Source organism: Sulfitobacter sp. DSM 110093, assembly GCF_022788715.1.
Lineage (GTDB): Bacteria > Pseudomonadota > Alphaproteobacteria > Rhodobacterales > Rhodobacteraceae > Sulfitobacter.
In genome coordinates, this window is record NZ_CP085169.1 from 250,524 (window position 1) to 273,772 (window position 23,249).

General features: G+C 54.6%; 16 protein-coding genes and 9 pseudogenes. 11 read left to right on the plus strand and 14 right to left on the minus strand.

Annotated features, from left to right (window positions below; genetic code table 11):
* Positions 1 to 56: 56 nt before the first annotated feature.
* The 4 genes from wecC to DSM110093_RS19390 all read right to left on the minus strand — a co-directional run bounded on the left by wecC (position 57) and on the right by DSM110093_RS19390 (position 3,884).
* Positions 57 to 1,319, minus strand: a complete 1,263-nt coding sequence (wecC, locus tag DSM110093_RS19375; RefSeq protein ID WP_243268050.1) for a UDP-N-acetyl-D-mannosamine dehydrogenase — start codon at positions 1,317 to 1,319, stop codon at positions 57 to 59.
* Positions 1,319 to 2,458 carry a UDP-N-acetylglucosamine 2-epimerase (non-hydrolyzing) gene (wecB, locus tag DSM110093_RS19380; protein WP_243268051.1) on the minus strand — a complete coding sequence of 380 codons (1,140 nt, stop codon included), beginning with the start codon at positions 2,456 to 2,458 and terminating at the stop codon, positions 1,319 to 1,321. The genes wecC and wecB overlap by 1 nt, the downstream gene beginning before the upstream one ends.
* 136 nt (positions 2,459 to 2,594) lie before the next feature.
* Positions 2,595 to 2,954 (minus strand): MarR family EPS-associated transcriptional regulator, encoded by a 360-nt coding sequence (locus DSM110093_RS19385; RefSeq protein WP_243268053.1) that lies wholly within the window; start codon positions 2,952 to 2,954, stop codon positions 2,595 to 2,597.
* Between the two features lie 147 nt (positions 2,955 to 3,101).
* Positions 3,102 to 3,884 carry a metallophosphoesterase family protein gene (locus DSM110093_RS19390; protein WP_243268054.1) on the minus strand — a complete coding sequence of 261 codons (783 nt, stop codon included), beginning with the start codon at positions 3,882 to 3,884 and terminating at the stop codon, positions 3,102 to 3,104.
* A 184-nt stretch (positions 3,885 to 4,068) separates the two neighbouring features.
* Between DSM110093_RS19390 and DSM110093_RS19395 the strand changes: the two genes are divergently transcribed.
* The 5 genes from DSM110093_RS19395 to DSM110093_RS19415 all read left to right on the plus strand — a co-directional run bounded on the left by DSM110093_RS19395 (position 4,069) and on the right by DSM110093_RS19415 (position 9,616).
* Positions 4,069 to 6,198, plus strand: coding sequence for a YjbH domain-containing protein (locus DSM110093_RS19395; RefSeq protein ID WP_243268055.1), 2,130 nt, complete (start codon positions 4,069 to 4,071; stop codon positions 6,196 to 6,198).
* Complete coding sequence (locus tag DSM110093_RS19400) at positions 6,195 to 6,809, plus strand: YjbF family lipoprotein (RefSeq protein ID WP_243268056.1); 615 nt, start codon at positions 6,195 to 6,197, stop codon at positions 6,807 to 6,809. Before DSM110093_RS19395 ends, DSM110093_RS19400 begins: the two co-directional genes overlap by 4 nt.
* Before the next feature lie 89 nt (positions 6,810 to 6,898).
* Positions 6,899 to 8,248: a polysaccharide biosynthesis/export family protein gene (locus DSM110093_RS19405; RefSeq protein WP_243268057.1), complete on the plus strand. Its 1,350-nt coding sequence runs from the start codon at positions 6,899 to 6,901 to the stop codon at positions 8,246 to 8,248.
* A gap of 234 nt (positions 8,249 to 8,482) precedes the next feature.
* Positions 8,483 to 9,004, plus strand: coding sequence for a transcription termination/antitermination NusG family protein (locus DSM110093_RS19410; RefSeq protein ID WP_243268058.1), 522 nt, complete (start codon positions 8,483 to 8,485; stop codon positions 9,002 to 9,004).
* A 318-nt stretch (positions 9,005 to 9,322) separates the two neighbouring features.
* Positions 9,323 to 9,616, plus strand: coding sequence for a transposase (locus DSM110093_RS19415; protein ID WP_243268059.1), 294 nt, complete (start codon positions 9,323 to 9,325; stop codon positions 9,614 to 9,616).
* 59 nt (positions 9,617 to 9,675) lie between these two features.
* On the opposite strand, the pseudogene DSM110093_RS19420 reads toward DSM110093_RS19415, so the two are convergent.
* Positions 9,676 to 10,940 (minus strand): annotated as a pseudogene (locus DSM110093_RS19420) (IS256 family transposase).
* Between the two features lie 75 nt (positions 10,941 to 11,015).
* Between DSM110093_RS19420 and DSM110093_RS19425 the strand changes: the two are divergent.
* Positions 11,016 to 11,843, plus strand: a pseudogene (locus DSM110093_RS19425) (IS3 family transposase); the annotation flags it as partial.
* Between the two features lie 275 nt (positions 11,844 to 12,118).
* Here DSM110093_RS19425 and DSM110093_RS19430 read toward each other — a convergent pair.
* Positions 12,119 to 12,637: pseudogene (locus DSM110093_RS19430) on the minus strand (MraY family glycosyltransferase); the annotation flags it as partial.
* A 1,092-nt stretch (positions 12,638 to 13,729) separates the two neighbouring features.
* On the opposite strand from DSM110093_RS19430, the gene DSM110093_RS19435 reads away from it, so the two are divergent.
* Positions 13,730 to 15,853 carry a polysaccharide biosynthesis tyrosine autokinase gene (locus tag DSM110093_RS19435; protein ID WP_243268061.1) on the plus strand — a complete coding sequence of 708 codons (2,124 nt, stop codon included), beginning with the start codon at positions 13,730 to 13,732 and terminating at the stop codon, positions 15,851 to 15,853.
* Between the two features lie 1,155 nt (positions 15,854 to 17,008).
* Here the strand turns inward: DSM110093_RS19435 and DSM110093_RS19440 are convergent.
* From DSM110093_RS19440 to DSM110093_RS19455, 4 genes and pseudogenes are all read right to left on the minus strand, one after another.
* Complete coding sequence (locus DSM110093_RS19440) at positions 17,009 to 17,170, minus strand: transposase (RefSeq protein ID WP_243268062.1); 162 nt, start codon at positions 17,168 to 17,170, stop codon at positions 17,009 to 17,011.
* Between the two features lie 38 nt (positions 17,171 to 17,208).
* Positions 17,209 to 17,730, minus strand: a complete 522-nt coding sequence (locus DSM110093_RS19445) for an IS630 family transposase (RefSeq protein ID WP_243265680.1) — start codon at positions 17,728 to 17,730, stop codon at positions 17,209 to 17,211.
* Positions 17,731 to 17,780: 50 nt separating this feature from the next.
* Entirely contained in the window at positions 17,781 to 18,167 is a 387-nt protein-coding gene (locus DSM110093_RS19450; protein ID WP_243265679.1) for a helix-turn-helix domain-containing protein, read from the minus strand.
* 95 nt (positions 18,168 to 18,262) lie between these two features.
* Positions 18,263 to 18,400: pseudogene (locus DSM110093_RS19455) on the minus strand (IS5/IS1182 family transposase); the annotation flags it as partial.
* Positions 18,401 to 18,465: 65 nt separating this feature from the next.
* Here DSM110093_RS19455 and DSM110093_RS19460 point away from each other — a divergent pair.
* Positions 18,466 to 18,583, plus strand: a pseudogene (locus DSM110093_RS19460) (integrase); the annotation flags it as partial.
* Positions 18,584 to 18,647: 64 nt separating this feature from the next.
* Here the strand turns inward: DSM110093_RS19460 and DSM110093_RS19465 are convergent.
* On the minus strand, positions 18,648 to 19,001 hold the full coding sequence (locus tag DSM110093_RS19465) for a type II toxin-antitoxin system RelE/ParE family toxin (RefSeq protein ID WP_243268063.1): 354 nt from the start codon (positions 18,999 to 19,001) through the stop codon (positions 18,648 to 18,650).
* Positions 18,988 to 19,263, minus strand: coding sequence for a type II toxin-antitoxin system ParD family antitoxin (locus DSM110093_RS19470; protein ID WP_243268064.1), 276 nt, complete (start codon positions 19,261 to 19,263; stop codon positions 18,988 to 18,990). Before DSM110093_RS19470 ends, DSM110093_RS19465 begins: the two co-directional genes overlap by 14 nt.
* 263 nt (positions 19,264 to 19,526) lie before the next feature.
* Here DSM110093_RS19470 and DSM110093_RS19475 point away from each other — a divergent pair.
* A pseudogene (locus tag DSM110093_RS19475) lies at positions 19,527 to 19,782 on the plus strand (IS110 family transposase); the annotation flags it as partial.
* A gap of 97 nt (positions 19,783 to 19,879) precedes the next feature.
* Positions 19,880 to 20,017 (plus strand): annotated as a pseudogene (locus DSM110093_RS19480) (IS5/IS1182 family transposase); the annotation flags it as partial.
* Positions 20,018 to 20,073: 56 nt separating this feature from the next.
* Here the strand turns inward: DSM110093_RS19480 and DSM110093_RS19485 are convergent.
* Together DSM110093_RS19485 and DSM110093_RS19490 are read right to left on the minus strand one after the other, a co-directional pair.
* Positions 20,074 to 20,634, minus strand: a pseudogene (locus tag DSM110093_RS19485) (transposase); the annotation flags it as partial.
* A gap of 32 nt (positions 20,635 to 20,666) precedes the next feature.
* Positions 20,667 to 21,889: pseudogene (locus DSM110093_RS19490) on the minus strand (IS256 family transposase).
* 304 nt (positions 21,890 to 22,193) lie between these two features.
* On the opposite strand from DSM110093_RS19490, the gene DSM110093_RS19495 reads away from it, so the two are divergent.
* A complete protein-coding gene (locus tag DSM110093_RS19495) occupies positions 22,194 to 22,481 on the plus strand; it encodes a hypothetical protein (protein WP_243268117.1) in 288 nt (95 codons plus the stop codon).
* Positions 22,482 to 23,249: the final 768 nt, after the last annotated feature.

Sequence of the window (23,249 nt, forward strand, 5' to 3'; positions counted from 1 at the left end):
GCATTAAATGAGGACCGTGTGCCAACACCCGATCCCGCCCCGCCGCGGTTGCAAACCTACCAGACGCCTCGTGTATCGACGACCGTTCCGGATGGTTGCAGCCGTGTCTTGAAGTCGGTGTGGTCGACCAGCAAGACATGAATGTCGGCCGCGGCCGCATCGTCGAACCCGGTCAGGCTAGCCTCACCGAGACCCTTTGGCAGTGTGTCGATATTTGGTTCTACAATTTGGATATTTCCTCTGACATGTCCCGCAAGCTCGCGCGCTATATTCAAAGCCGGGCTTTCGCGCAGGTCGTCGATATCGGGCTTGAAGGCGAGGCCGTAGATCGCAAGAGAGACGTCTGCTGCAGTTTTATCCGGGTTTGCTGCCAGGTGGGCACCGATCGCTGCGTAAACCTTTTCGATCACCCACTTGGGCTTGCTATCGTTGACCTTACGTGCGGTTTTTATGAGCCGCGCCTGCTCCGGAGCCGATGAAACAATGAACCATGGATCGACCGCGATACAATGGCCGCCCACGCCTGGGCCGGGCTGGAGAATGCTCACGCGCGGGTGACGATTGGCGAGTTTAATCAGATCCCAGACGTCCATGTCCAGTTCGTCGCAGATAATTGACAGTTCATTGGCAAAGGCGATGTTGACGTCTCGAAAGCTGTTTTCCGTCAGCTTTGCCATTTCGGCAATCCGCGGCCCAGAGGCGACCACGCAGTCGCCGGTGACGAAGGTCTGGTAGAGGCGCGCGGCTTGAGTGGAGCATTTTGAGGACATCCCACCGATCACTCGGTCGTTGGTGATCAACTCCTGCATTACCTTGCCTGGCAGAACCCGTTCGGGGCAATGCGCCACGCGTATGTCGGAGGCATCGCCGTGGGTGTGGGGGAAGGTCAAGTCGGGCCGGGCTTCTGCAAGCCAGCCGACCATGGCCTCAGTCGCCCCGACAGGGGATGTGCTTTCCAGGATCACTAGGTTGCCGACTTCCAGCACCGGAGCAATGGCGCGGGCTGCGGCTTTAATATAGCCAAGGTCGGGTTCGTAGTTGTCGCCTCTGAAGGGAGTTGGCACCGCGACCAGGAAAGCCTCCGCCGGCTCAGGCGTCGTCGTGGCGCGCAAGAAGCCTTCATGTACCACAGCGCGCACAACTAAATCGAGATCCGGCTCGACGATATGGACCTCACCGCGATTGATCGTGTCGACGGTCATTTGGTTCACGTCGACCCCGACGACCTCGATCTTTCGTGAGGCGAACATGGCCGCTGTCGGAAGGCCGATATAGCCTAGCCCAATGACAGAGATCCGGTTGAAAGGTTGTTCCGACATTAATAGTTAGTCCCATCGATTTTAAAGAAGCGCAGAATGGCGTCCCGAATGCGTTGCGATGCGAGCCCGTCACCATAGGGATTGTGTGCGCGCGCCATGGCTTCGTAGGCAGCGGTATCGTCAAGCAGGATGCCGGCCTCGCGGACAATCAGATCGGTATCCGTGCCTACTAGTTTCACCGTGCCAGCATTCACGGCCTCGGGCCGCTCGGTTGTGTCGCGCATCACCAGCACTGGTTTACCAAGCGAAGGTGCCTCTTCTTGGACGCCGCCGGAATCGGTCAGGATAATGTCCGCGCGGCGCATGAGATGGACGAAGGGCAGATAGTCTTGCGGCGCTATGAGGCGGACGTTTTCCAATGAACCGAGGTTGGCTTCGACTGGACCTTTCACATTGGGATTGAGGTGCACGGGATAAATGATTTGCGCATCATCACGCTCTGCCAGAGTGGACAGGGCGTCACACATGCGTTGGAACCCGACGCCGAAGCTTTCCCGCCGGTGGCCCGTTACAAGGATCAATCGTTTGGTTGGATCAATACCGAAATCGGAGTCGAATTTGGAGCTCTGCGCCGGATTAGCTTCAAGCCGCGCGACAACCTGCAATAGTGCATCAATAACGGTGTTGCCCGTTGTGGAAATCAGCTTAGCGGGCACGTTTTCCGCGGCGAGATTAGCGGCGGCCATTTCGGTCGGGGCAAAATGGAGCTCGGCAATCGCGCCGGACACCTTGCGGTTCACCTCTTCGGGCCAAGGTGAATAGATATTGCCCGTACGCAGGCCAGCTTCAATGTGTCCGACCGGAATCTGTTGATAATATGCCGCCAGCGATGCCGACAGGGTGGTTGTGGTATCGCCATGCACTAACACCAGATCCGGGGCAAATTCCTCCAGAACAGGCTTTAGTCCTGTCAAAACGCCTGCAGTTATCTCGGTAAGTCCCTGCCCGGGCTTCATAATATTCAGGTCGTAGTCAGGCAAGATATTAAACAGCGCCAGCACCTGGTCGAGCATTTCGCGATGCTGCGCGGTCACGGCAACGCGCACATCAAGGCCAGATGCCGCTTTAAGGTTGCCAACAACCGGTGCCATCTTGATTGCTTCGGGTCGCGTTCCGAAAATGATTAGAACTTTCTTCATAAAAATACCAACAGTTTAATTTTCTCGCAGCGTGCGGCGATAAGTGCCTTTTTTAGCAGGGCTCGATTGCTTTCTGGGCATACGGTCGAAAAGGATGATTTTGTTGCTCTTTGGCTCAAACTACCAATAACGCAAACTATCGGAGATTTTCCGCAGCCGCCTGCCCGGCCGTCTCAACCTCTTCTTGCAGCGCCTCAATCTCCGCCATCAAGGCCTCATGCTCAACCATCCGACGTTTTAGAAACGCTCTTGTCAGCTTCGCTCGGGCTAGAACACCGCGCGGCGTCAAAACATAGGCATAGCGCAGCTTGTTGTTCGAGGCGCGAAAGTTGCTCACCTTCACCTGACCTTTGTCCACCAGACCCTTCAGGCAGTAGTTTACAAGGCCAAGGCTGACCCCCAACGATTTTGCCAGCTCCCGCTGCGAAAGCTTAGGATCAGCCTCCAACGCGCGCATCACGCGGAAGCGGGTATCTTCATCAATTTGTCTGGTCATCGTCGCTGTGATCCACGGCTACCGCACCAGAGGTCGCGTTGCGACTCTGATGCAAACGGCGCACCGTTCATTTGTGAACGCTTACAGATCCTGCCGGGCGATTGGAAGGCTGAAGTCAGCCCCACGGCCGGTTTTTTGCGACAAATCCTACCGCGTCTCGATGACCTTGCAATCGCCTTGCAAAATATGCACTGCGCTCAACCGGCCTGTGCGATAGGCACCGGTATCAACTGCAATGCGCCCGCCTTCCAGGCCCGCATTCTTTACGATCGTATGACCGTGAACAACAATGTTGCCGTCCTCTCGTTGGGCCTTTAGGAAGTCGGGATGCCCCCAAAGCATGACTTGCGCCCGCTGATCATCCGGCGCGCGCTTTGGCGACAATGCCGCATGAACACAATAGATGTTTCCGGTCGACCATTGCATCGGCAAGCCACGCAGCCAGTCCTGCATGCCCCCGGGCAAGGCAGCTTCCAATTGATCCGCCAGATGAACCGACACCTCCGCGTCCATCGCCCCCCGGCGCAGGCCTATCCCAAAGCTCTCCAGGGTTTCCGCCCCACCATTTTGAAGCCATATTGACCCCGCCCCGGCGGGGTCATCGATAAAATCCAGCATCATCCGTTCATGGTTCCCCATCAAACAGATAACTCTTTCAGGCATCAATTGGCTTATCTCATAGAGCTGCAACAGGACATGCCGCGACTGCGCGCCCCGATCAATGTAATCGCCCAGAAAAACGCATGTTTCCTGGCCCAGAGCCGCTTCGTCAAGACGGTCGAAAAGCCTGGAAAGTAGCGCTGCACAACCATGGATATCCCCGACCGCAAAAAACGGGACCTCTGGGCGCAGGCTTATCGATGCTCCTGCATCTTGCGCCTCAGAGCGCCCTTGCCAGCTGTTGAGTTTCGACTTGATGCGCGTCAGCACTGCGGCCCCCCAGTATAGGTCTCAGGTCGTCGTTTCGATCTCTGCGGCCCTCAGGTAGGTCAACTGCGACAGTTAGGCCACATCAAAATCTTGAGGGCTGGCGATTGGGCTCAAAATCGCGCGCACAGGTTGTACAGCTAAGGGCCTGCCTTTAACAGATTAAGAGTTAATGAGGAATGTTCGAATGAAAACCATAGCAAAGCGAGGATTAAAAGAACGAGCACCGCGCGCGGTGCTTGGCTTGAGCGTTTTGCTGTTGCCCGTCTCGGCTGAAACGCAGGGCTATTCCTATTCCACATATGGCACACCTAGTTTGATCGACATGCCCACAGCGCAGAGCGCTGAAGATGCCGAGCTTGCAGCAACTGTCAGTAACTTCGCAAATTCGACGCGTTCAACACTCAGCTTTCAGATCACCCCGCGCCTTTCGGGCAGCTTTCGTTACAGTAAGATCGAGGACTATTCATCCGGAGGTGATCTTTTTGACCGATCCTTCGACCTACGCTACCGGTTTTTAAAAGAAACGGCCAGACGCCCTGCGCTTGCGGTCGGGTTGCAAGATTTTATCGGTACGGGCGTCTACTCGGGCGAATATATCGTCGCGACGAAAACCTTCTCGCCACGATTGACGTTTACAGGGGGTATCGGCTGGGGCCGACTGGCGAGCTACAATGGCTTTTCCAACCCCCTCGGCGTGCTTGATGATCGGTTTGAAACCAGACCCGAACGCGACGTTGGGCGCGGCGGCGAGATTGAGTCTACCGGTTGGTTCCGGGGAGACGCGGCCTTTTTCGGCGGCGTGGCCTGGCAGGCCACCGACAAGCTGACCCTTAAAGCTGAATATTCCTCTGATGCCTATTCACGTGAGACGGGACAAGGTGGTTTTGAACGAGAAAGCCCGTTTAACTTTGGTCTAGATTATAGGATCCAAGACAACATCCACTTGCAGGCCCATTACCTATATGGTTCGGAAATTGGATTTGCCTTGAATATGCGAACCAACCCGCGGCACCCTGCCGTCAATGGCGGCACCGGCATCGCTCCCCTACCGGTTCAGCGGCGTGCCCCAGGGGCAACCGAAGACCTCGGCTGGACCCAGGCCCAAGGGGCCGAGGTTCGTTTGCGCGAGCAGACAGCCGCCTTGCTGAACAACGATGGGATGGCTTTGGAGGCGATGGAGGTCGACGCGCGCAGCGCGACCATCCATATTCGCAACAATCGCTATCTGGCCAGACCAGAAGCCCTCGGACGGAGTGCTCGGATACTGACCCGCGTCCTGCCTGCTTCGATTGAGACATTTAAGATTGTGCCGGTCGAAAATGGCATTCCCCTCTCGGCAACAACTCTCAAGCGTTCTGATCTCGAAGACCTCGAACATGCGCCGGATGGCGCATGGCAAAGTTACGCGCGGGCAGAGATTTCTGACGCCGCGGGTAGCTTTGACGGTGCGACATATAATGACAGTCAGTTCAATCCCTTCACTTGGTCCTTGGGACCCTATGCGTCCTTAAGTTATTTCGACCCTGATCAACCGGTGCGCGTAGATGCAGGCCTGCGCCTTGAAGGCCGCTATGAAATTACTCCCAGCTGGATTATCTCCGGCAGTATCGAGCAACGCGTGGCCGGCAACATCGGCGATGCAACCAGGCCGTCAGATTCCGTCATCCCCCGCGTCAGATCAGAAGGCTATATCTATGCACGCGCGGGTGAAACAGCGCTCAAGCATCTCACGGTAGCACATTATTTCCGCCCCGCTAAAGATTACTACGCCCGTGTTACGGCAGGTTATCTCGAATCCGAGTTCGGGGGGGTTTCTAGCGAACTTTTATGGAAGCCCGTTGCCAGTCGTCTCGCCCTGGGCGCTGAGGTTAACTACGCGGTACAGCGCGACTTTGATCAGGGTTTTGGATTTCGTGATTATGATGTGACCACAGGTCATTTGTCGGCTTACTACGACTTTGGGAACGGCTATTTAGGCCAAGTCGATGCGGGTCGCTACTTGGCCGGTGACATCGGTGCCACTTTTTCCTTGGACCGCACATTTGCAAACGGCTGGAGTGTCGGCGCCTATGCAACCTTTACGGATGTCTCTTTCGATGACTTCGGCGAAGGCTCTTTTGACAAGGGTCTTCGATTTACTGTGCCGCTTTCTCACTTCCTTGGTACCGCATCGGATAAGACTTACACCGCAGTCGTACAGCCCCTCACACGCGACGGCGGCGCCCGCCTGAAGGTTCAGGACCGTCTTTATGACAGTGTGCGCAGCTACCACGCGCCGGAAATGAAAGATAGCTGGGGAAGGTTCTGGAGATGAGCAGCAAAATTCTCCTAGCGTGCTTAATGGTGGTCGGTATCGCGAGTTGCGGCGCCGAAAAGCCCGAACAAGAGCTAATCGTATCTGCCATGCAGAGCCTCACGGGCCGGCCTAGCAATGCTCAGTCCTCGCAGTCCGTTGAGAGCATCCGTCGACAACTGACGCCGGACCTGCGTGAACGCCTTGGTAACAAAGCGCTGCTGATCGCGCGGCTGGAGAATAGAGACCAAGCTTCAGTCCTCATTCAGTCCGGTGTAAACCGAGATGTCGTGACTTACGTCACGCCCGACGGGATCTCGCTCTCACTTAGAGACGGTGTCCTCGTTGGGACCCGCGGGCTTGGCTTTGATCTTATGAACACCGATGTTTCTGAGATGGCCATGAGAGATGGCGGGCAGGCTGTACGGGTGCACAGGTATCTTGACGGCGAAAATAGAATCGTGATTAAGAGCTTTATCTGCGACTATAAGGGCGTAAATCCCATCGTCGAAGCCTGTGCGGGGAAAAATACTCAGTTCCAGAACAGCTACAGGGTCTCAGCCTCTAAAATTATTGCTTCTCGTCAGTGGATCGGGCCCGAGGTTGGGTATATCCAGGTAGAGTTGCCCTAATGGGTTCTGCATACAAATATACTCTGGGTTCGGCCGCAACGACCACCGGGGATCGCCAGCACTATACCAGCACAATTGGGGTTCGCATTATGCTCAAACGTCTTATGGCCATCGCCACAGTGACACTTCTTACCGGTTGCGGCGTGGCATACGTTTCTCCAAAAGTATCCGATGCAGGAAGTAAGGTCCGGATTGTCCCCTTAACATCTGAAACCGTTCTGGCCGCAAACCGATCGCAATATATACCCAAAGAGCTTCCAGCTGTGTTTTTCCAAAACGCTGGCGGTGCGGGCGGAATGCGGGGCGCAGGTGCGACGCCTGACCCCGTATCAGACCTTCAAAATCGCCCCGCTGAGCTTGCGCTGCGCGTTCCCGACACGCCACCGCGGACAACTTACGATATTGGGATCGGAGATGTGCTTCTCCTGGCAACCCAAAGCGGAGCCAACACCGTTGAAGAACTCAGTGGCTTGCTCGCCGCCCAAAACCGACGTCAAGGTTACACCGTGCAAGATGATGGCGCCATCGCCATTCCTGATGTTGGTCGTGTCAAAGTGGCCGGCCTAACTCTGGAAGAAGCTGAAGGCGCGTTGTTCCAGAGGCTTTTAGAAGCCCAAATCGACCCGTCATTCAGCTTAGAAATTGCTGAGTTTAACTCAAAGAGGATCTCGATCGGCGGCGCGGTGGGCAATCCAACGATTATCCCAATCACCCTGACGCCCCTGACATTAGATCAAGCCGTTGCGACAGCCGGCGGCATCCAAACACCCGATTTGGATTACGCATCTATCCGCCTTTATCGCGATGGCGATCTTTATCAAATACCTCTTACTGAATACCTCCGCCGGGCCGATCTTCAAAAAACCCGACTGATCGCAGGAGACAGCGTCTTTGTAGATACTGAGTATCAATTGGACCGGGCGCAGGCCTATTTCGCGGAACAGATTACAATTAGCCAATTTCGTCAGCAAGCACGTGCCCAGGCCTTAGCAGAATTAACCGCTGTCGTGGACCTGAGACGCGAGAGCCTCAATGAGAGCAGAGCAAACTTTGAAGCTCAAATCGACAATGACGCGGTTGACCGCGACCATGCCTATCTCGCCGGTGAGGTGAGATCACCAGGGCGTTTCACGCTTCCCTTTGGGCGCACTGCTACATTGGCAGACGCGCTTTATTCTGAAGGTGGTTTCGATACAAAAACCGCAGACCCATCGCAGATTTATGTCTTGCGGGGCTCAAATAACCCGAGTGAAGCTGGTGCGGTTACGGCATGGAACCTTGATGCTAAGAACGCAACTGATCTTATCCTCGCTACGCGCATGGAACTGCGTCCAAACGACGTCATATTCATCGCAGAGCAGCCGGTTACCCGCTGGAATCGAGTCATCACTCAGATCACGCCATCGCTGATCACAAGCGTTGCCAGCTCCGTCCAGTAAAAAAGCGCGGAGAAGACACACAGTTGATCACGCGACAGGGAGACGTTCCGGGACGAGATTGTATCTTCAGAGAGACCTCGCAGACTCCGGTCACCTGCATAAGATCGCCGAGAGCGCCACACCGCCTTCATTCGGCGCCCGAAACCGCGTATTCCGCATTGGAACGTCCCGGGTTGCTGGCCATTTTCAGGCACAGAAACGCCTTTAAATGATATCTGATTGGAGGGAGACATCATGTCAAAAGCCACTTCAAATGCCTGGTTTGTGGCGCAACTGCGCCCGCATGGTCTGGCGCAGGCCCGAAAACACCTGAACCGACAGGGATTTCAGACCTTCTCTCCGGCTTGCCTTACCAACCACGAGCGGCAAGGCAAGCTCATTCAAGAACGCAAACCGCTGTTTCCTGGGTATCTCTTCATCAACTTTGACCCGAGCCTTGGTGGGTGGACAGCTATCAACAGTACGCGGGGAATTTCTCGTCTCATTACAACCGATCCGCGTCATCCGCCCCGCCCGCTCCCGGAAAAACTGATGGTTGGGCTAAAAGCGCGGTGCGACTCTAGCGAACTTATACTCCCTGCCGACGACCTAGCGATAGGCGATCGCATTCGCATCCTGTCTGGACCGTTCGCAGATTTGATTACAAAGATCGACTCTCTTCCGGATACGACAAGGATTGGGGTGCTTATCGAACTTATGGGCAGGAAAGTGCGCATCACCCTGCCCCGCTCGCAGATCACGACTGTTCCGAGTTAAACGCGCCCAGAACAAGCTTCACCTTCAAGCTGCTTGGAGAAAATACTCGAAAGCTTCAGTATCACTCTTGAATTGTCCCTGATAGGCGACGTCGCCGGTGCCAGCGGTCAATACATTCAAATTCCATTGTGTTTTACTATGCTCGCGAAAGATTTTCACCTCAAGCGCTGTGTCGTTCTGCACATATGTGCCCGAGAGCGGGGACATTAACCGTTTATTACCTCTACTGCGTGAGGGGTGAGCTACCCCCCGAAAATCGGACACTGACGTAAGCTGCGATTTGTAGTCTGCTGATCTTCAACACGAAGGAGGTCAGATATGTCGAAACGGAAGCAACATCACCCAGAATTCAAAGCCAAGGTGGCGTTGGAAGCGCTGAAAGGCGAAGAGACTGTCAGCGAGCTGGCCAGTCGGTTTGGAGTTCACCCGACGATGATCCATCAATGGAAACGTGCATTGCTTGAGGGCGCATCTGGTGTGTTCGAGCGAGGTAGCCGGAAGGCACCGGAAGTCGATGAAGAGCAGGTCAAAGACCTGCATGCCAAGATTGGGGAGTTGGCCGTCGCCAACGATTTTTTGGCCAGAAAGCTCAAACCCTGGACCGACAAGTGAGGTGCAAGATGATTGAGCCGAACGGGAGTGTGCGTAATTTTGTGCCCTGACGCCTTCAGTTACGCCATGGGAAAGCGTTCTTCGAACATGATGGCGAGTTGGCTTTTAACGCGGTGCCATTCACGTACAGATCGCTTCCACTCGACGGAAGTAGCATTGAGCGCCAAGTAGATCAACTTTGCCGCCGCCTCATCGCTCGGGAAGTGGCCGCGGGTTCGCACCGCACGCCGGATTTTCGAGTTCAGGGCTTCTATGGCATTCGTCGTGTAAATCAGTCGGCGCACTTCGGGCGGGTAGTCGAGAAACGGGATCACCTCGTTCCAGGCTCGGCGCCAGCTCGGTGCAATGGCCGGATAGCGCTTGGCCATATCACTCTCCTCGAACTCGGCCAGCGCAGCCTCTGCGGCTTCGACGTCCAAGGCGGTGTAGACCGCCTTCAGGGCTGTCGCCACGGCCTTGCGGTCCTTGTAGCTGGCAAAGCTCATAGAGTGGCGCAGCAAATGAACGATGCACGTCTGAACCTGGGTGTCCGGGAAAGCCGCCTCAATGGCCTGGGGGAAGCCTTTGAGGCCGTCGACCACGGCAATCAGAATGTCCTGAACGCCCCTGTGGCGCAGATCATTCAGAACCTTTGCCCAGAATTTGGCACCCTCATTGGCCTGGAACCACAGCCCCAGAACGTCCCGGGTGCCGTCTGGAAGGATCCCCAAGGCTACGAAGACTGCCTTGTTCGAGACCGCGCCATCACTGCGGATTTTGACCCGGATCGCGTCTATTACCCGGCAGGCGCATCCGCAGGATGCTGCCGAGAGGGCATGAACACCACTGGATAGCAGGGTTCAAGCGGGCGGTTCTGCCAGGCGGTAACCTCGTCCATCACGGCCTCAGTGATCGCCGATATCAAACTGGGTGATGCCTCAAAGCCGTAAATCTCCTCGATGTGCCCTTGGATCTCACGGGTCGTCATTCCGCGTGCATACATGCTGACGATCTTGCGGTCGAACTCGGGAAAATGACGCTGATACTTGGCGATCAACAGCGGATCAAAGGTGCCGTTGCGGTCGCGCGGAATGTCCAAGGTGACCTTCCCACTGTCGGTGGTCACAGTCTTCTGACTGCTGCCATTACGGCGATTGGGCAGATGGTTCTGGCCCTCCTCAATCCCTTCAGCGCGCTCCTCTCCCAGATGCTCTTCCATCTCGGCCGTCAGTGCGCGTTCTGCCAATGCTTTGGTCAAATCAGCAAGAATGCCCTCCTTGCCAAATAGGTCGCCAGACGACCGGCCTTCCATCAGCTGGTCCAATAGTTCTTTGTCAATGCTCATACGTGGGTCTCCTTATAGAGCAGTTACCACGCCAGAGCACAAAATTCAGGACAGTCCCAGCCGAACATTCCGGGTCTGTCCGTCGGCAAGCAATGTTCCCTGCTGTCGATCTCGCGGTCGTCATTTTACTATGAACCCAAGGGTGAGAGCGAGATGAACCTCGAACTGATGCGCGTCATCGATAAGCAGTTCTTGGAAACCCCGTTTTACGGTGTGCGCCAAATGACGTGGCACCTGCGCAATGAACAGCATCTGGTGAACGAAAAGCGCATCCGACGTCTTATGCGGTTGATGGGTCTCATGCCGATCTACCAGAAACCCAACACGAGCAAGGCGGCGAAGGGTCACAAGATTTACCCCTACCTGCTGCGGGGGCTACGGGTGGATCGGCCAAATCAAGTTTGGTGCGCCGACATCACATATCTACCGATGCGGCGCGGCTTCCTTTATCTGGTGGCCATCATGGATTGGCACACGCGCAAGGTTCTGGCGTGGCGCATCTCGAACACGTTGGAGGCTGGCTTCTGCGTTGATGCGCTGAATGAGGCGATCCACAAGTTCGGCCCGCCAGACATAATGAACACGGACCAGGGCAGCCAGTTCACGTCTTTCGCTTGGACGAACAGGTTGCGGAGCGCAAACGTGCGCATCTCAATGGACGGCAAGGGCCGCTTCCTCGACAATATCTTTGTTGAACGGCTGTGGCGGTCACTGAAGTATGAATGCGTCTACCTGTATGCCTGGGAAACCGGGTCAGAGGCCAGAGATGGCGTCAGAAAATGGATCGAGTTCTACAACCACAAGCGCCCGCATTCTGCCCTTGGCGGCAAACCACCTGCTGTGGTCTATTGGCAGAGAATTGAAACAACCAACCCCGATCAGCAAGTGCAAAGAGTAGCTTAAACTACGCCAGATCCTGTCCAACAAATGGGGAGTAGCTCAGGGGGCACGAGAAAAGGACGCATTTTCGGTATCCGCCGGGCGGCGAAGAATTTCATCGCAAACATATACGTGGCCATGAAAAGCAGTATGAAGAAAGCAAGCGCAAAGGCTTCCATTTCTGGTTGATCCCATAGGACGACACCAAAGAGGATCGGCATAGAGAAGAATGGCAGAAGAATTATGCTGGCAATTGGGTTGTCGAAACGCCCCCGACGCCGTCGCACCAATCGCAGTATTCAAACCACAAGATGGTGAAAATGCAAACGGTCTGGCAACCCTGTTGGACGTTTGGTCACGCGCCGGCGAATTATTGAAAAAAGCGTGTCGCATACGGGCCAAAAAAGCAAAAGCAAAACAGCTATCCCAGCCACCGTTGGGTTCCGTACCACCAGCACGATACTGATCCAAGCGAGGATATGTCCAATACCATAAGCCCCTGCATCGCCAAGAAATATTAACCCAAAGGGCCAGTTCAGGACGAAAAATCCTAAGGTGGCGGCCAGCAATAGACCTGCCAAGATCTGAATATCGGTGTCTCCAGTATAGCTGGCTATGACTAAAAAGCCAGCAGACGCACAGACACAATAGAGAGATGACAATCCATTCAGACCATCAATTAGGTTCAATGCATGACATGTTCCGGCCGACCAGAGAAGCGTGACCAGAACCGCAGGGAAAACGCATCTCGACAATGAACCCTCGAACAAGCCCAGATCCGGCACCACGCTCCCCGTCAGGAAGATAGCAACTCTCGCTGAAAGAAATGCGGCAAAACCGCTTGCGAGGGCTCACATTCCGGAAAATATCTTCGTGCAGCCCTGCCCAGAAGACAAAAGACCCTGAAGCTAGAGCAAGTAGAAGATCGCTTCCGAGTTCAACTCGATAGTAGAGGCAGCCGAGACTTAGAGCAATAATTACGCCGACCCCTCCGACTCTTGGCGTAGGCCGCGTATGCTGCGCCTGCGGCGCGTTTACGTCACGCAACATATGCTCAGGGCTCATGACTAATGTTGGCCGGAATATAAACAGCGACCCCATTAAGGCTGATCGCAAACACAGAAAAAAGCACAATAAAGACGGTCATCACAGGCCAACCTTCTTAAAAGAGCAGCGCCCCAGGGGCGCTATCCAATCAAATTTAACAAACATCATTACCTTCAAAACTCACAGTCGGCTGCATGTTCGCGCCGCCTTAGGAACCTAAAAAAAGTGAATCAAGGCAAAAAAATAGAACCGCAGATACCAATTGCTTCATGGTACAACCCGTCCTCTTCATTTGGCAAACTGTTTTTTGTGGCGACAAAAAGGCCGCTCTTCGTTGCTAAGCTAGAGTTGTTTGGGGGCCGACGTCGCAGAGCAAAACCTGCGAGCGACCTCTCTTTAAATTCGCTGTACTGACCCTGTTCCGAGCTCGGTGACCTCAGAACAAGAGAAACTAGGAACCCTTTAGAGACAATTCGTTAGCTGCGCTATCTCCCTGAAATCTGTTCAAGAAAGTAGAGATTTCACAGTCTGGTCGTGCCCTAACGCCCCAAGGTATCAGAACCTCAAAGCGGCTAAATGGATCGGACATAGCGGCGCCCCTTCCAATTTGGGCGAAAACCCGCCAATGACTTTAGGACTTTGCGCGCGAGATGCCCAATGCGAAACAGGCCGCCGATACTGCCCAGCTTTAAGCGATCTCGGGCCACGCTACCCTAATGTGAGCGTGGTCGCTGCACTTGGCCCTCGTTGGGATAAAACTTTCCTTAGGCAGGCAGCATTGCCAGATCAATTCGCCTGTGGTGCTGACGTCAATATCGGTGTACTAGGCCGCCTAATTGGCGTGATCACTGGCAGAAGATAATATGAAGCAGGCTCAAAGACTTTCGCAAGACTTCGTTCCGGAACAGGGAGATAGCGATGAGATTGATCTTGCCAGTCTGTTCCAGACACTCTGGCGCGGCAAACTATGGATCGTGCTCTGTGGTGCGACCGCCCTGCTGATGGGAGCGTTTTACGCCTATGGTATTGCCATCCCAGTCTACACGACGAAAACTGCAGTGGCCCTTGAAAGCAGACAAGAGCAGGTGATGGACATCGAAAGTGTCGTCACTGGCCTTGGCGGCGATCAATCCACGATCAACACAGAGGTTGAAGTCATTCGTTCACGCGGACTGATTGAGGATCTTGTATTGGATATGGGTCTATTGGAAGACCCTGAGTTTAATAGCAAACTCCGCTCGCCAGCGCGGTTTTCGTTAGGACAGGTGGCAACGACTGTGCGCAACCTAATCGGTGCGCCTGCGGCTCAGAGACCCACTTCTGAGCGTGCGGTTTTGGACCGAACGATAAATTCTGTCCTCGAGTCCATTTCGGTCTCAAACTTGCGCCAAAGCTTTGTTTTTGAGATTACGGCGACATCGCAGGAGCCTGCAAAATCTGCAGCGATCTCAAACCGTCTCGCAGAGCTTTACATTCAGAGCCAAATTTCTGTGAAATTTGAGAAAACTGAAGCGGCCACAGTATGGCTCAGCGAACGGGTAACTGGGCTTCAAGCAGAACTTGAATCCGCGCAATCGGAGTTGGAGGATTTTTCAACGAATACGGAGCTGGTCAACGCTGAAAATCTGGCTGCGCTAAACCGCCAAGTCAAAGATCTGCGCGATCGTAGAACCGCCCTTTCTGCTCAAGCATCAACTTCTATCGAACGGCTAGATGCTTTGCGTGGCGCACGCTCGGAAGGGCCTGAAACATTCACCCAACTTGCAGATGATACCTTGCTTGATCAGGCCTTTCAGCGACGGCAACAAGAACAATCCGGAGGCCAGCGTGCTTTCGAAGCTAGAGCAGATGCTTTGATTGCCCGAGCCGAGCTAGATGCCAACCGCGCTCGTTCACAGCTCAGTGCAATCGAGACTACCATTGCAGAAGTTGCGACACGGATCGACACCCAGTCAAAAGAGCTGGTGACGCTAGAACAACTTCAGCGAGAGGTGGAAGCCAGCCGGCTTCTCTACGAGGCATTTCTAAGCCGACTCAAAGAAACAAGTATCCAACAGGGCATACAGCAAGCAGATAGCCGCATCCTCAGTCGCGCAGTGGTGCCTTCAACTCCCTCCGCGCCGCGCAAGTCACGTGTGCTCGCCCTGAGCCTCATTCTAGGCCTAATGGCCGGCGCGGGAATAGTCCTGCTCCGTGAAATGTCTCAAAACACATTTCGTACGCCTGAGGCATTGGAGGCTAAAACCGGATACTCGGTTATCGGTCAAATTCCCAAAGTGCCGTCGAAGAGACGGAGTGACATCCTGAAATACTTAGTCGAAAAGCCTAATTCCGCCGCAGCGGAGGCCATCAGAAACTTACGTACTTCCATCCTACTAGCAAATCTGGATACGCCGCCCAAGGTGATCATGTCGACTTCATCCCTCCCCGGTGAGGGCAAAACCACACATTCAATATCGCTAGCACAGAACTTTGCGGGCCTAGGCGCAAAAGTGCTCTTGATTGAAGGCGACCTAAGACGCCGGGTTCTAGACGAATATTTCAAGCATGATCAACCGAAGGGTTTCCTCTCTGTTATGGCGGGTGAGATCGCGCTCGAAGAAGCGACTATATATGACGAATCTCTCAAGGCAGACATTTTGTACGGGGAAAAATCGCCTGTGAATGCAGCTGATCTATTTTCCTCCAAGACGTTCAGTGATTTCATCAAAGAACTGCGAAACCACTACGACTACATTATCATCGATACACCCCCGGTTCTTGCAGTGCCCGATGCACGTGTGCTCGGCCAATTGGTAGATGCCATTATCTATACTGTGAAGTGGGATAGCACCTCACACCGTCAGGTATTGGACGGATTAAGATCACTGGAGAATGTCAACCTTAGACCTAGCGGGCTGGTATTAAGTCAGATCGATCATACTAAGTTGAAGCGCTACGGCTATGGCAATAGCTACAGCGATTACTCAGGTTACTACACTAATTGAGTTTACCCCTTGAAGCAGAGCCTCTTTGCTTGTTAGGGTTTCAAATAGAAGAAGCTTTTCCCCCCGCCCCACGCTAAAAGGGCACCTATTGGAGATTTCGTTATGAAGACTTTGCTCGCTGCCTTCGCAGTGTCATTTGCCCTTCCCCTGAGCGCTATGGCTCAAGGTGATGTTCAAACTGTAACATGTTCCGTCGCCGATATCCGATCAGGTGCGGGTGTTTGTAGTCAGGTTGAAATGCCGCAGCCGCCTGCAGACGTAACCGTTCGAGTTCGCCGGGTTTCCACCACCACGACGACCCCAAATACGTTGGGTGGGCTTGGAGCTCCCGGTATAGGTCTTATCGCGTTGGGGGTAATCGGAGTCGCTGCCGCTGCCAGCGGTGGTGGTAGCTCGAACGGGACAAACTGAATTTTTCAAAGCCTCACTAGGAAGCTTCCTAGTGAGGCTCCTTGTTGCACAGATCAACGACAGCCCGAAACGCGCCCAACCCGAGAGAGGTCTCAGGCGATGCGTTCAAAACTTGGGTGGCCAAGTCGGGTCATTCTGTTAAGAATGCCCACTCCAGTTTCAGCCCCAGCTTTCTGGCTTTCGAAGCTTCGAGCCTTTAACTTCGGCCCGATGGTGGTATTCAAGCAACCCATGAGAGTCTCGACTCAGCTGCGCTGATTGTAGTCTGATTTCTTCAGCCAAGCCATCCGCCCATGGGCTGAGATGTCGGCAATATGACGCTCCCGGCTGGTTGGATATAACAGCGCATTTGGACTGAAGACCACGCCTTTCGGTGGTGGAATTCGACTGTCGATCCAAACCGAGCGGCCAGCAGGTCGGACGTTGGATCCCCGTCATATGCTCCATGCGCGAAGAACCAAGAGACCGTGCCGTTGACTTGATACAAAAGAACGGAAAGCGCCGTCGGGTCGCCAACGTCACATTGGGTAATGTTCTTAGCAGACGATTTCGCCACTGGCAAGCTCAAGACCGAGGTGAAGTTTCCGCCAAGAGCGCCGTCTGCGCTTTGTTTTGTGTTTTTTATTCAAGCCATTCGCCCTCGCCGAAAATCTTCAGGCCGGTACTGTCCGCTGCCAAATGGACTTGCGCTCGGCTGCTGATGCTTGGCTGTGTAGGCAATTTCAAGCCGCTGCACCGCCGCGACTAGGTAGAGAAATCTGGGACTTTGATTTCTAAGCCGAAGAGCCCCGCAATGGAACGCATCAAACCTTGCGTTTGCCGCAGCGGCTGGCGGAACACCATGCCCAAGGTCAGGCACATCTCGATCGCCAGATCCGAATATTTGTGCTGCCCACCCCGGCTCACACGCCGCGGCGCAACCCATGACCTAAAGCATTTCTAATTTAACCTGAGGCATATCCGGCAGCCTGAAAGTAGTTTGAACACTCCTGCGGGGAGTACATTGCGCAGATATCGCCAAGGGCTTCGAACACCGAGGTGAATGATCGCGCACTGATGCGTCTGAGGTGAGACTTCAATTTGGAGAAAGCCAACTCAATCGGGTTCAGATCTGGTGAATATGGCGGCAGATAGAGGAACCAGCACCCATGAGCCTTGAGCGCCGCAGCGGCTTCTTTGTTGCGATGGGTCGCGAGGTTGTCGAGAACGACTGCCGTGCCTGGCGCGATCTCGGGGATCAGGACCTTTTGCACATAGGCCGCGAAAGCAGGGCCATCCATCGCGCCTTTGATTACCCAAGGTGCGATCAGAGCCTCATGTGTCAGCCCCGCAATCAGGGTTTGGGTTCCCCAACTGCCGAAGGGCGCATCCATCGTCAGGCGTTCGCCACGCGGAGCCCAACCGCGCAGCCGGGTGAGATTCGTTTTGACCGCTGTTTCATCAATAAAGACAACGCGTTCCGGCATCCGCGCAATGGCTGGCAAACGGTGTGTGAACCAGTCCTCACGTCGTCGCCTCACCTTGGCACGGTAACGTTCGGTAGCGACCAGTGACTTTTTTTGTGCGTGAACCCGAGGCGCTTTAGCAGATGCCCGATAGCAGAGTGCTGGACCTGCAGTCCGGTTGCATCAGCAAGCGCATCACGCAGCTCAAACAATGTGATATCAGGGTCTTGAGCAATCAACTCTTCGAAAAAACCAACATGGGGTGCCAATTTCCCTGACCCTTTTGGACGCCCCTGCACGCCCGGATCAGCCCGGCCCGTCGTTTGGATCTGATGCCGCCATCGTGCGCCCGTTGCTGGCGACAGCTTCAAGCGCGCTGCCGCCGCTCGCCCGCTTAACCCTTCCTCAATAAATCTCTGAAACCGCGCCCGAAGCGCTGATGGCAAAGGTGCTGACATAGTTCATCCTCCCAAACAGGATGAATCACAATCAGACCAGTTTGGGAATCCCCGGCGATTCAGGTTTTGTTAGAAACGCTTTAATAACATCCTCACTCAATAACATCCTCACTCATCCAAATTGTCAGATCACCGCGCTGCCGTAGGCCTTCGTTGTACTCAGACCAGTTGGTCACCGAATAGTTTTGCTTCGGGAACTTGTCACGACGAGTGGCGTTAAATTTGTGCGGCATTGATAGCATCCTGAATAGAACAGAACGCCTCGATATCAGCCGTGGCACGATCCCTGCAACCAAGCCGTCTGGAGCTGTTCTCTGGTCAATCGCTGCGCGCCGGTCTCGCTAGCTCACGGAGGCGACGAACGCTATGTGCAGAAACAGCTGGGACACGCCTTAGCCGAAATGACCGGCCGCTAACAACGTTGCCGCGATAGGTTCCGAGTGGATTTGACAAAGGCGGCGGGGCTGTAGGCCCCCTGCCCTAATCTGTCGGACCCGAAAGCAAGCGCGCCAACATATGGCGGATATGGTCCTGCGCTCCGAAGAAGAGCGCGATCACGACAACGCAGGCTCGGTCTTCGTCCGGCAGAAACCAGATCGCCGTCTTCTCCAGCCGAACGAAACGAAGGTTCGCCCTGATGTCAGGCCGTTCCGTTCCGATGAAGGGAGACTTCGCCAATGTATCTATTGAAGACCGAATACCCCGGATCCGATCGGCAGGCCGATTGAGTGCCGCATCCGGGTCGTCGCCCAGGTCGACATATGACCGCGCGAGATGGTCGAAGATCAGTTCAAAATCCCATTCTGCTTCAGCAGAAAACTCAAGCTCCCACATTGCCCGACTTTTGTTTGCGGTCAATCATGCGTTCTATGCGGGCATCCATTTCACCGGCAGAGATCATCGAATCGGACATACGTCGGTCAACGAGTTGTCGCAGCGCGGCGACTTCTAACTCTTCGGCCTCATTCTTCTGTCGTAGAAGTTCAAGACCCTGCTGTAACACGGAACTGAGGCTGGAATACTGCCCCGACTCTACGAGGGTGCGGGCAAAGCGCGATTGCGGGTCTGTCAAGGAAATCGAACATTTTACGGTCATGCCAAGGCTCCTCCGCTCAAATGGTAGCACCCAGTAACACCGAATTCAAGTACAGGATCGCCCGATGGCGTTTGTACGGCCCTGCTTCATAGACGTCCTCCTCCTTGAGACCAAATTTTGCTATCGTCCGCATGGGGAATCTCGACCAGGTTGGCCTCAGCGCGGCACGCGAGTCGAGGAGATCGGGACTGATGCTGTAATCGCCCACCGACGGCATCGATGTGCCAGTGTGGGTCTGAATTGCCTCACAATGGAGACCGGTCATGTCAAAGATTATCACAGTTGGAATCGATCTGGTGAAGAAGGTGTTTCAGGTTCATAAAACAGACGGAGCACGTCGAGCGGTTATGCGCAAGAAACTGCGACGCGCTCAAGTGCTCGCGTTCTTCGAGGAAGTTATCGCCTTGCGTGGTTGCAATGGAAGCCTGTGGCGGGGTCCATTATTGGGGCCGTGAGATCGACAAGCTGGGCCATGAAGTGCGGTTGATCCCGCTAGCCTATGTGCAGCCATTTGTGAAATAATGCGCACCTCAGCATAATTTGACTAGGGCCTATGGACATTGAGGATTTTCAAATCACCTGAGGTCTGATCCAACCTTCCAAAAGGGAGTTTTGAATGGACGAGCAGAGGTTTGTGATTTCCGATGACGTCTGGGTGCGGTTGAAGCCGCTTTTGCCTGGCAAGCCGGGCGACAGCGGAGCGACGGGCAAAGACAATCGGTTGTTTCTGGAGGCTGTTTTATGGCGGGTGCGGACGGTAGTGTCCCAGCACGTGGTATAATTTGTTCTCCGGCTGGATGTTGAGCCGGTTTACAAGGTGGCTATTTTCGCGGGGTCCATGGTGTTATCCTCGCAGATGGCGGCGACGGTTTCCAGCGTAATGTAACGTCGTGTGACCGCCCATTCATCGTTTTGCTCCAGCATCAGCGCGCCAACGAGACGCCTGATCGCAGGCTCGTTAGGAAAGATGCCGACGACATTGGTGCGGCGCTTGATCTCTTTGTTCAGGCGCTCAAGCGGATTGGTAGAGTGGATTTGCCGCCAGTGAGCCTGCGGGAAAGTCTTGTAGGCCAGCACGTCGTCTTCAGCACGGAGCATCAGTTCGGCGAGCTTGGAATAGCGTGGCTGGAAGGCCTCTGTCAGCTTGGCCCAGTGTTCTTTCGAATCTGCCAGCGTGTCTTGGTCAAAGGCCGTCCTGAGCGCAGCTGTGACAATGGGGCGGTCTTTCTTGCCGACGCAGGCCAGCGCATTGCGCATGAAGTGGACGCGGCAGCGCTGGATGGTAGCACCCAGCACTTTGACTGCTGCGGCCTTCAGGCCCTTGTGTTCATCCGCGATGATCAGTTTGACATCGCGAAGGCCACGGTGGGAGTGTGCGTAATTTTGTGCCCTGGCGCCTTTAGTTACGCCATGGGAAAGGGTTCGTCGAACATTATGGCGAGTTGGCTTTTAACGCGGTGCCATTCACGCACAGATCGCTTCCACTCGAAGGAAGTAGCATTGAGGGCCAAATAGATCAACTTTGCCGCAGCCTCATCGCTCGGGAAGTGGCCGCGGGTTCGCACCGCACGCCGGATTTTCGAGTTCAGGGCTTCTATGGCATTCGTCGTGTAAATCAGTCGGCGCACTTCGGGCGGGTGGCGAGAAACGGGATCACCTCGTTCCAGGCTCGGCGCCAGCTCGGGGCAATAGCCGGATAGCGCTTGGCCAGATCACTCTCCTCGAACTCGGCCAGCGCAGCCTCTGCTGCTTCGACGTCCAAGGCGGTGTAGACCGCCTTCAGGGCTGTCGCCACGGCCTTGCGGTCCTTGTAGCTGGCAAAGCTCATAGAGTGGCGCAGCAAATGAACGATGCACGTCTGGACCTGGGCTTCCGGGAAAGCCGCCTCAATGGCCTGGGGGAAGCCTTTGAGGCCGTCGACCACGGCAATCAGAATGTCCTGAACGCCCCTGTGGCGTAGATCATTCAGAACCTTTGCCCCGAATTTGGCACCCTCATTGGCCTGGAACCACAGCCCCAGAACGTCCCGGGTGCCGTCTGGACGGATCGCCAAGGCCACGAAGACCGCCCTGTTCGAGACCGCTCCATCACTGCGGATGTTGACGCGGATCGCGTCCATGAACACCACGGGATAGCAGGGTTCCAATGGCCGGCTCTGCCAGGCGGTTACCTCGTCCATTACGGCCTCGGTGATTGCCGATATCAAGCTGGGTGATGCCTCAAAGCCGTAAATCTCCTCGATGTGCCCTTGGATCTCTCGGGTCGTCATTCCGCGTGCATACATGCTGACAATCTTGCGGTCGAACTCGGGAAAACGACGCTGATACTTGGCGATCAACAGCGGATCAAAGGTGCCGTTGCGGTCGCGCGGAATGTCCGGGATGACCTTCCCACTGTCGGTGGTCACAGTCTTCTGACTGCTGCCATTACAGCGATTGGGCGGATGGTTCTGACCCTCCGCGACACCTTCGGCGCGTTCTTCCCCAAGATGTTCCTCCATCTCAGCCGTTAAAGCGCGTTCTGCCAATGCTTTGGTCAACTCAGCAAGAATGCCCTCCTTGCCGAATAGGTCGCCAGATGACCGGCCTTCCATCAGTTGGTCTAATAGTTCTTTGTCGATGCTCATACGTGGGTCTCCTTATAGAGCAGTTACCACGCCAGAGCACAAAATTCAGGACAGTCTCGCACATCTTCCGTCATCATTGGGAAGTTGGGGCGCGAGGTGCGGCTGATCCCGCCCTCCGAAGTTAAGCCATTTGTCAAAAAATGCGCACCTCAACATAACTTCACTAATCATCAAGTGGCCATAATGCGGAGGAACACGGAATAGGCGCATAAAATCACGGCAGTTCTGCCGTTAATCTGTGACTTTGCTCCGCATTATTTTCGTCCGAACCTGTGCAGGGGTTTGACCAGCAGAGGAGCCGTCAATGTCAAAACCCGATCATGTATTAATCATCGAACTCCAAGCCTTCCTGACCAACCAGCAATACAGCCTGGTGTTCATCCGGAACTATTGCGCCTATGCGCGCGGGTTCCTCGAGCATCTTGCGCAACGGATTATCCTGCTCACGGAGATGATTGAAGCCCAGGTGGATCAATACCTGCGCGAAGCGGTCGCGCTGATCCAGCTTCGTCATGGCCGCCTTCCTGGTGCGCGCTGGCATATATATAGGTTTCGTCCATGCGCCAGGAGATGGCTGTGGGCTTCTTGCTGAGCTGAGCAGTTGCGGAGATTGCGATCGCTGTATTGCAGCTCTGACAGCGTGCGTGGTCGTGGCGCTTCCGTGACGAACTTGTCCCATAATGCTTCCTTCCATTCCTGCGAAAGGATCGCACCATCAAACCATGGGATCAAAAACCTAGCATAATAGGGCTATGACGCCTATTGGGCAAAAACTTTGCAACAGAGCCCAATGTCTGTACATTTCCTGCATATCTGGCACGTTCGTTATCCGTGATGATGTACAATATGGCTCACAAGTCGCCGTAGCACCCGGCACGGCTCCATGCAGGCAGATAGATAGATTCGGTAAAAATCGATCCTGGTAACGCTTTTTACCAATTTACAGGTTCAAGCTGTCCGTGAATCCCACTTTCAGACGGTATGCCAGCTCTGCTTCAAGAACCGCTTGATGCCAATTAGTGCCTAGATCGCCGAACCAGGCAAACGAACGCCCACATCAAGGGTCGGCAAACTCAAGCCAAAAATGAAATGCCTGTGGATAAGACGGCAGCGTAGTTTTGTGATATATTTCAATGCTCTTGCGCCCGTTCTTAGTTCGTTACATTAACTTCTGGTGCTGGCGCTCTTTGTTTATCTCTCCGGATTTTCAAGCACAAAAACCGTAATTCTTCTTGAGATTCAGAACTGCCCGGGCCATAGCTTGTAACAAGATAAACACAAAACGACCGCAAAAGCCGTTTCTTGACCCCTAAACACTCGAGAAACATCAATTGAAGGTCGAGGTGACGGGCAGACAAGA

Excerpts from the sequence above, each read along its gene's own strand:
- DSM110093_RS19385 (WP_243268053.1), bottom strand. The coding sequence starts at position 2,954 with ATGACCAGACAAATTGATGAAGATACCCGCTTCCGCGTGATGCGCGCG.
- DSM110093_RS19415 (WP_243268059.1), top strand. The coding sequence starts at position 9,323 with ATGTCGAAACGGAAGCAACATCACCCAGAATTCAAAGCCAAGGTGGCG.
- wecB (WP_243268051.1), bottom strand. The coding sequence starts at position 2,458 with ATGAAGAAAGTTCTAATCATTTTCGGAACGCGACCCGAAGCAATCAAG.
- DSM110093_RS19400 (WP_243268056.1), top strand. The coding sequence starts at position 6,195 with ATGAGCAGCAAAATTCTCCTAGCGTGCTTAATGGTGGTCGGTATCGCG.
- DSM110093_RS19450 (WP_243265679.1), bottom strand. The coding sequence starts at position 18,167 with ATGTCAGCACCTTTGCCATCAGCGCTTCGGGCGCGGTTTCAGAGATTT.
- wecC (WP_243268050.1), bottom strand. The coding sequence starts at position 1,319 with ATGTCGGAACAACCTTTCAACCGGATCTCTGTCATTGGGCTAGGCTAT.
- DSM110093_RS19470 (WP_243268064.1), bottom strand. The coding sequence starts at position 19,263 with ATGACCGTAAAATGTTCGATTTCCTTGACAGACCCGCAATCGCGCTTT.
- DSM110093_RS19405 (WP_243268057.1), top strand. The coding sequence starts at position 6,899 with ATGCTCAAACGTCTTATGGCCATCGCCACAGTGACACTTCTTACCGGT.
- DSM110093_RS19410 (WP_243268058.1), top strand. The coding sequence starts at position 8,483 with ATGTCAAAAGCCACTTCAAATGCCTGGTTTGTGGCGCAACTGCGCCCG.
- DSM110093_RS19445 (WP_243265680.1), bottom strand. The coding sequence starts at position 17,730 with ATGCCGGAACGCGTTGTCTTTATTGATGAAACAGCGGTCAAAACGAAT.
- DSM110093_RS19395 (WP_243268055.1), top strand. The coding sequence starts at position 4,069 with ATGAAAACCATAGCAAAGCGAGGATTAAAAGAACGAGCACCGCGCGCG.
- DSM110093_RS19495 (WP_243268117.1), top strand. The coding sequence starts at position 22,194 with ATGTCAAAACCCGATCATGTATTAATCATCGAACTCCAAGCCTTCCTG.
- DSM110093_RS19435 (WP_243268061.1), top strand. The coding sequence starts at position 13,730 with ATGAAGCAGGCTCAAAGACTTTCGCAAGACTTCGTTCCGGAACAGGGA.
- DSM110093_RS19465 (WP_243268063.1), bottom strand. The coding sequence starts at position 19,001 with ATGTGGGAGCTTGAGTTTTCTGCTGAAGCAGAATGGGATTTTGAACTG.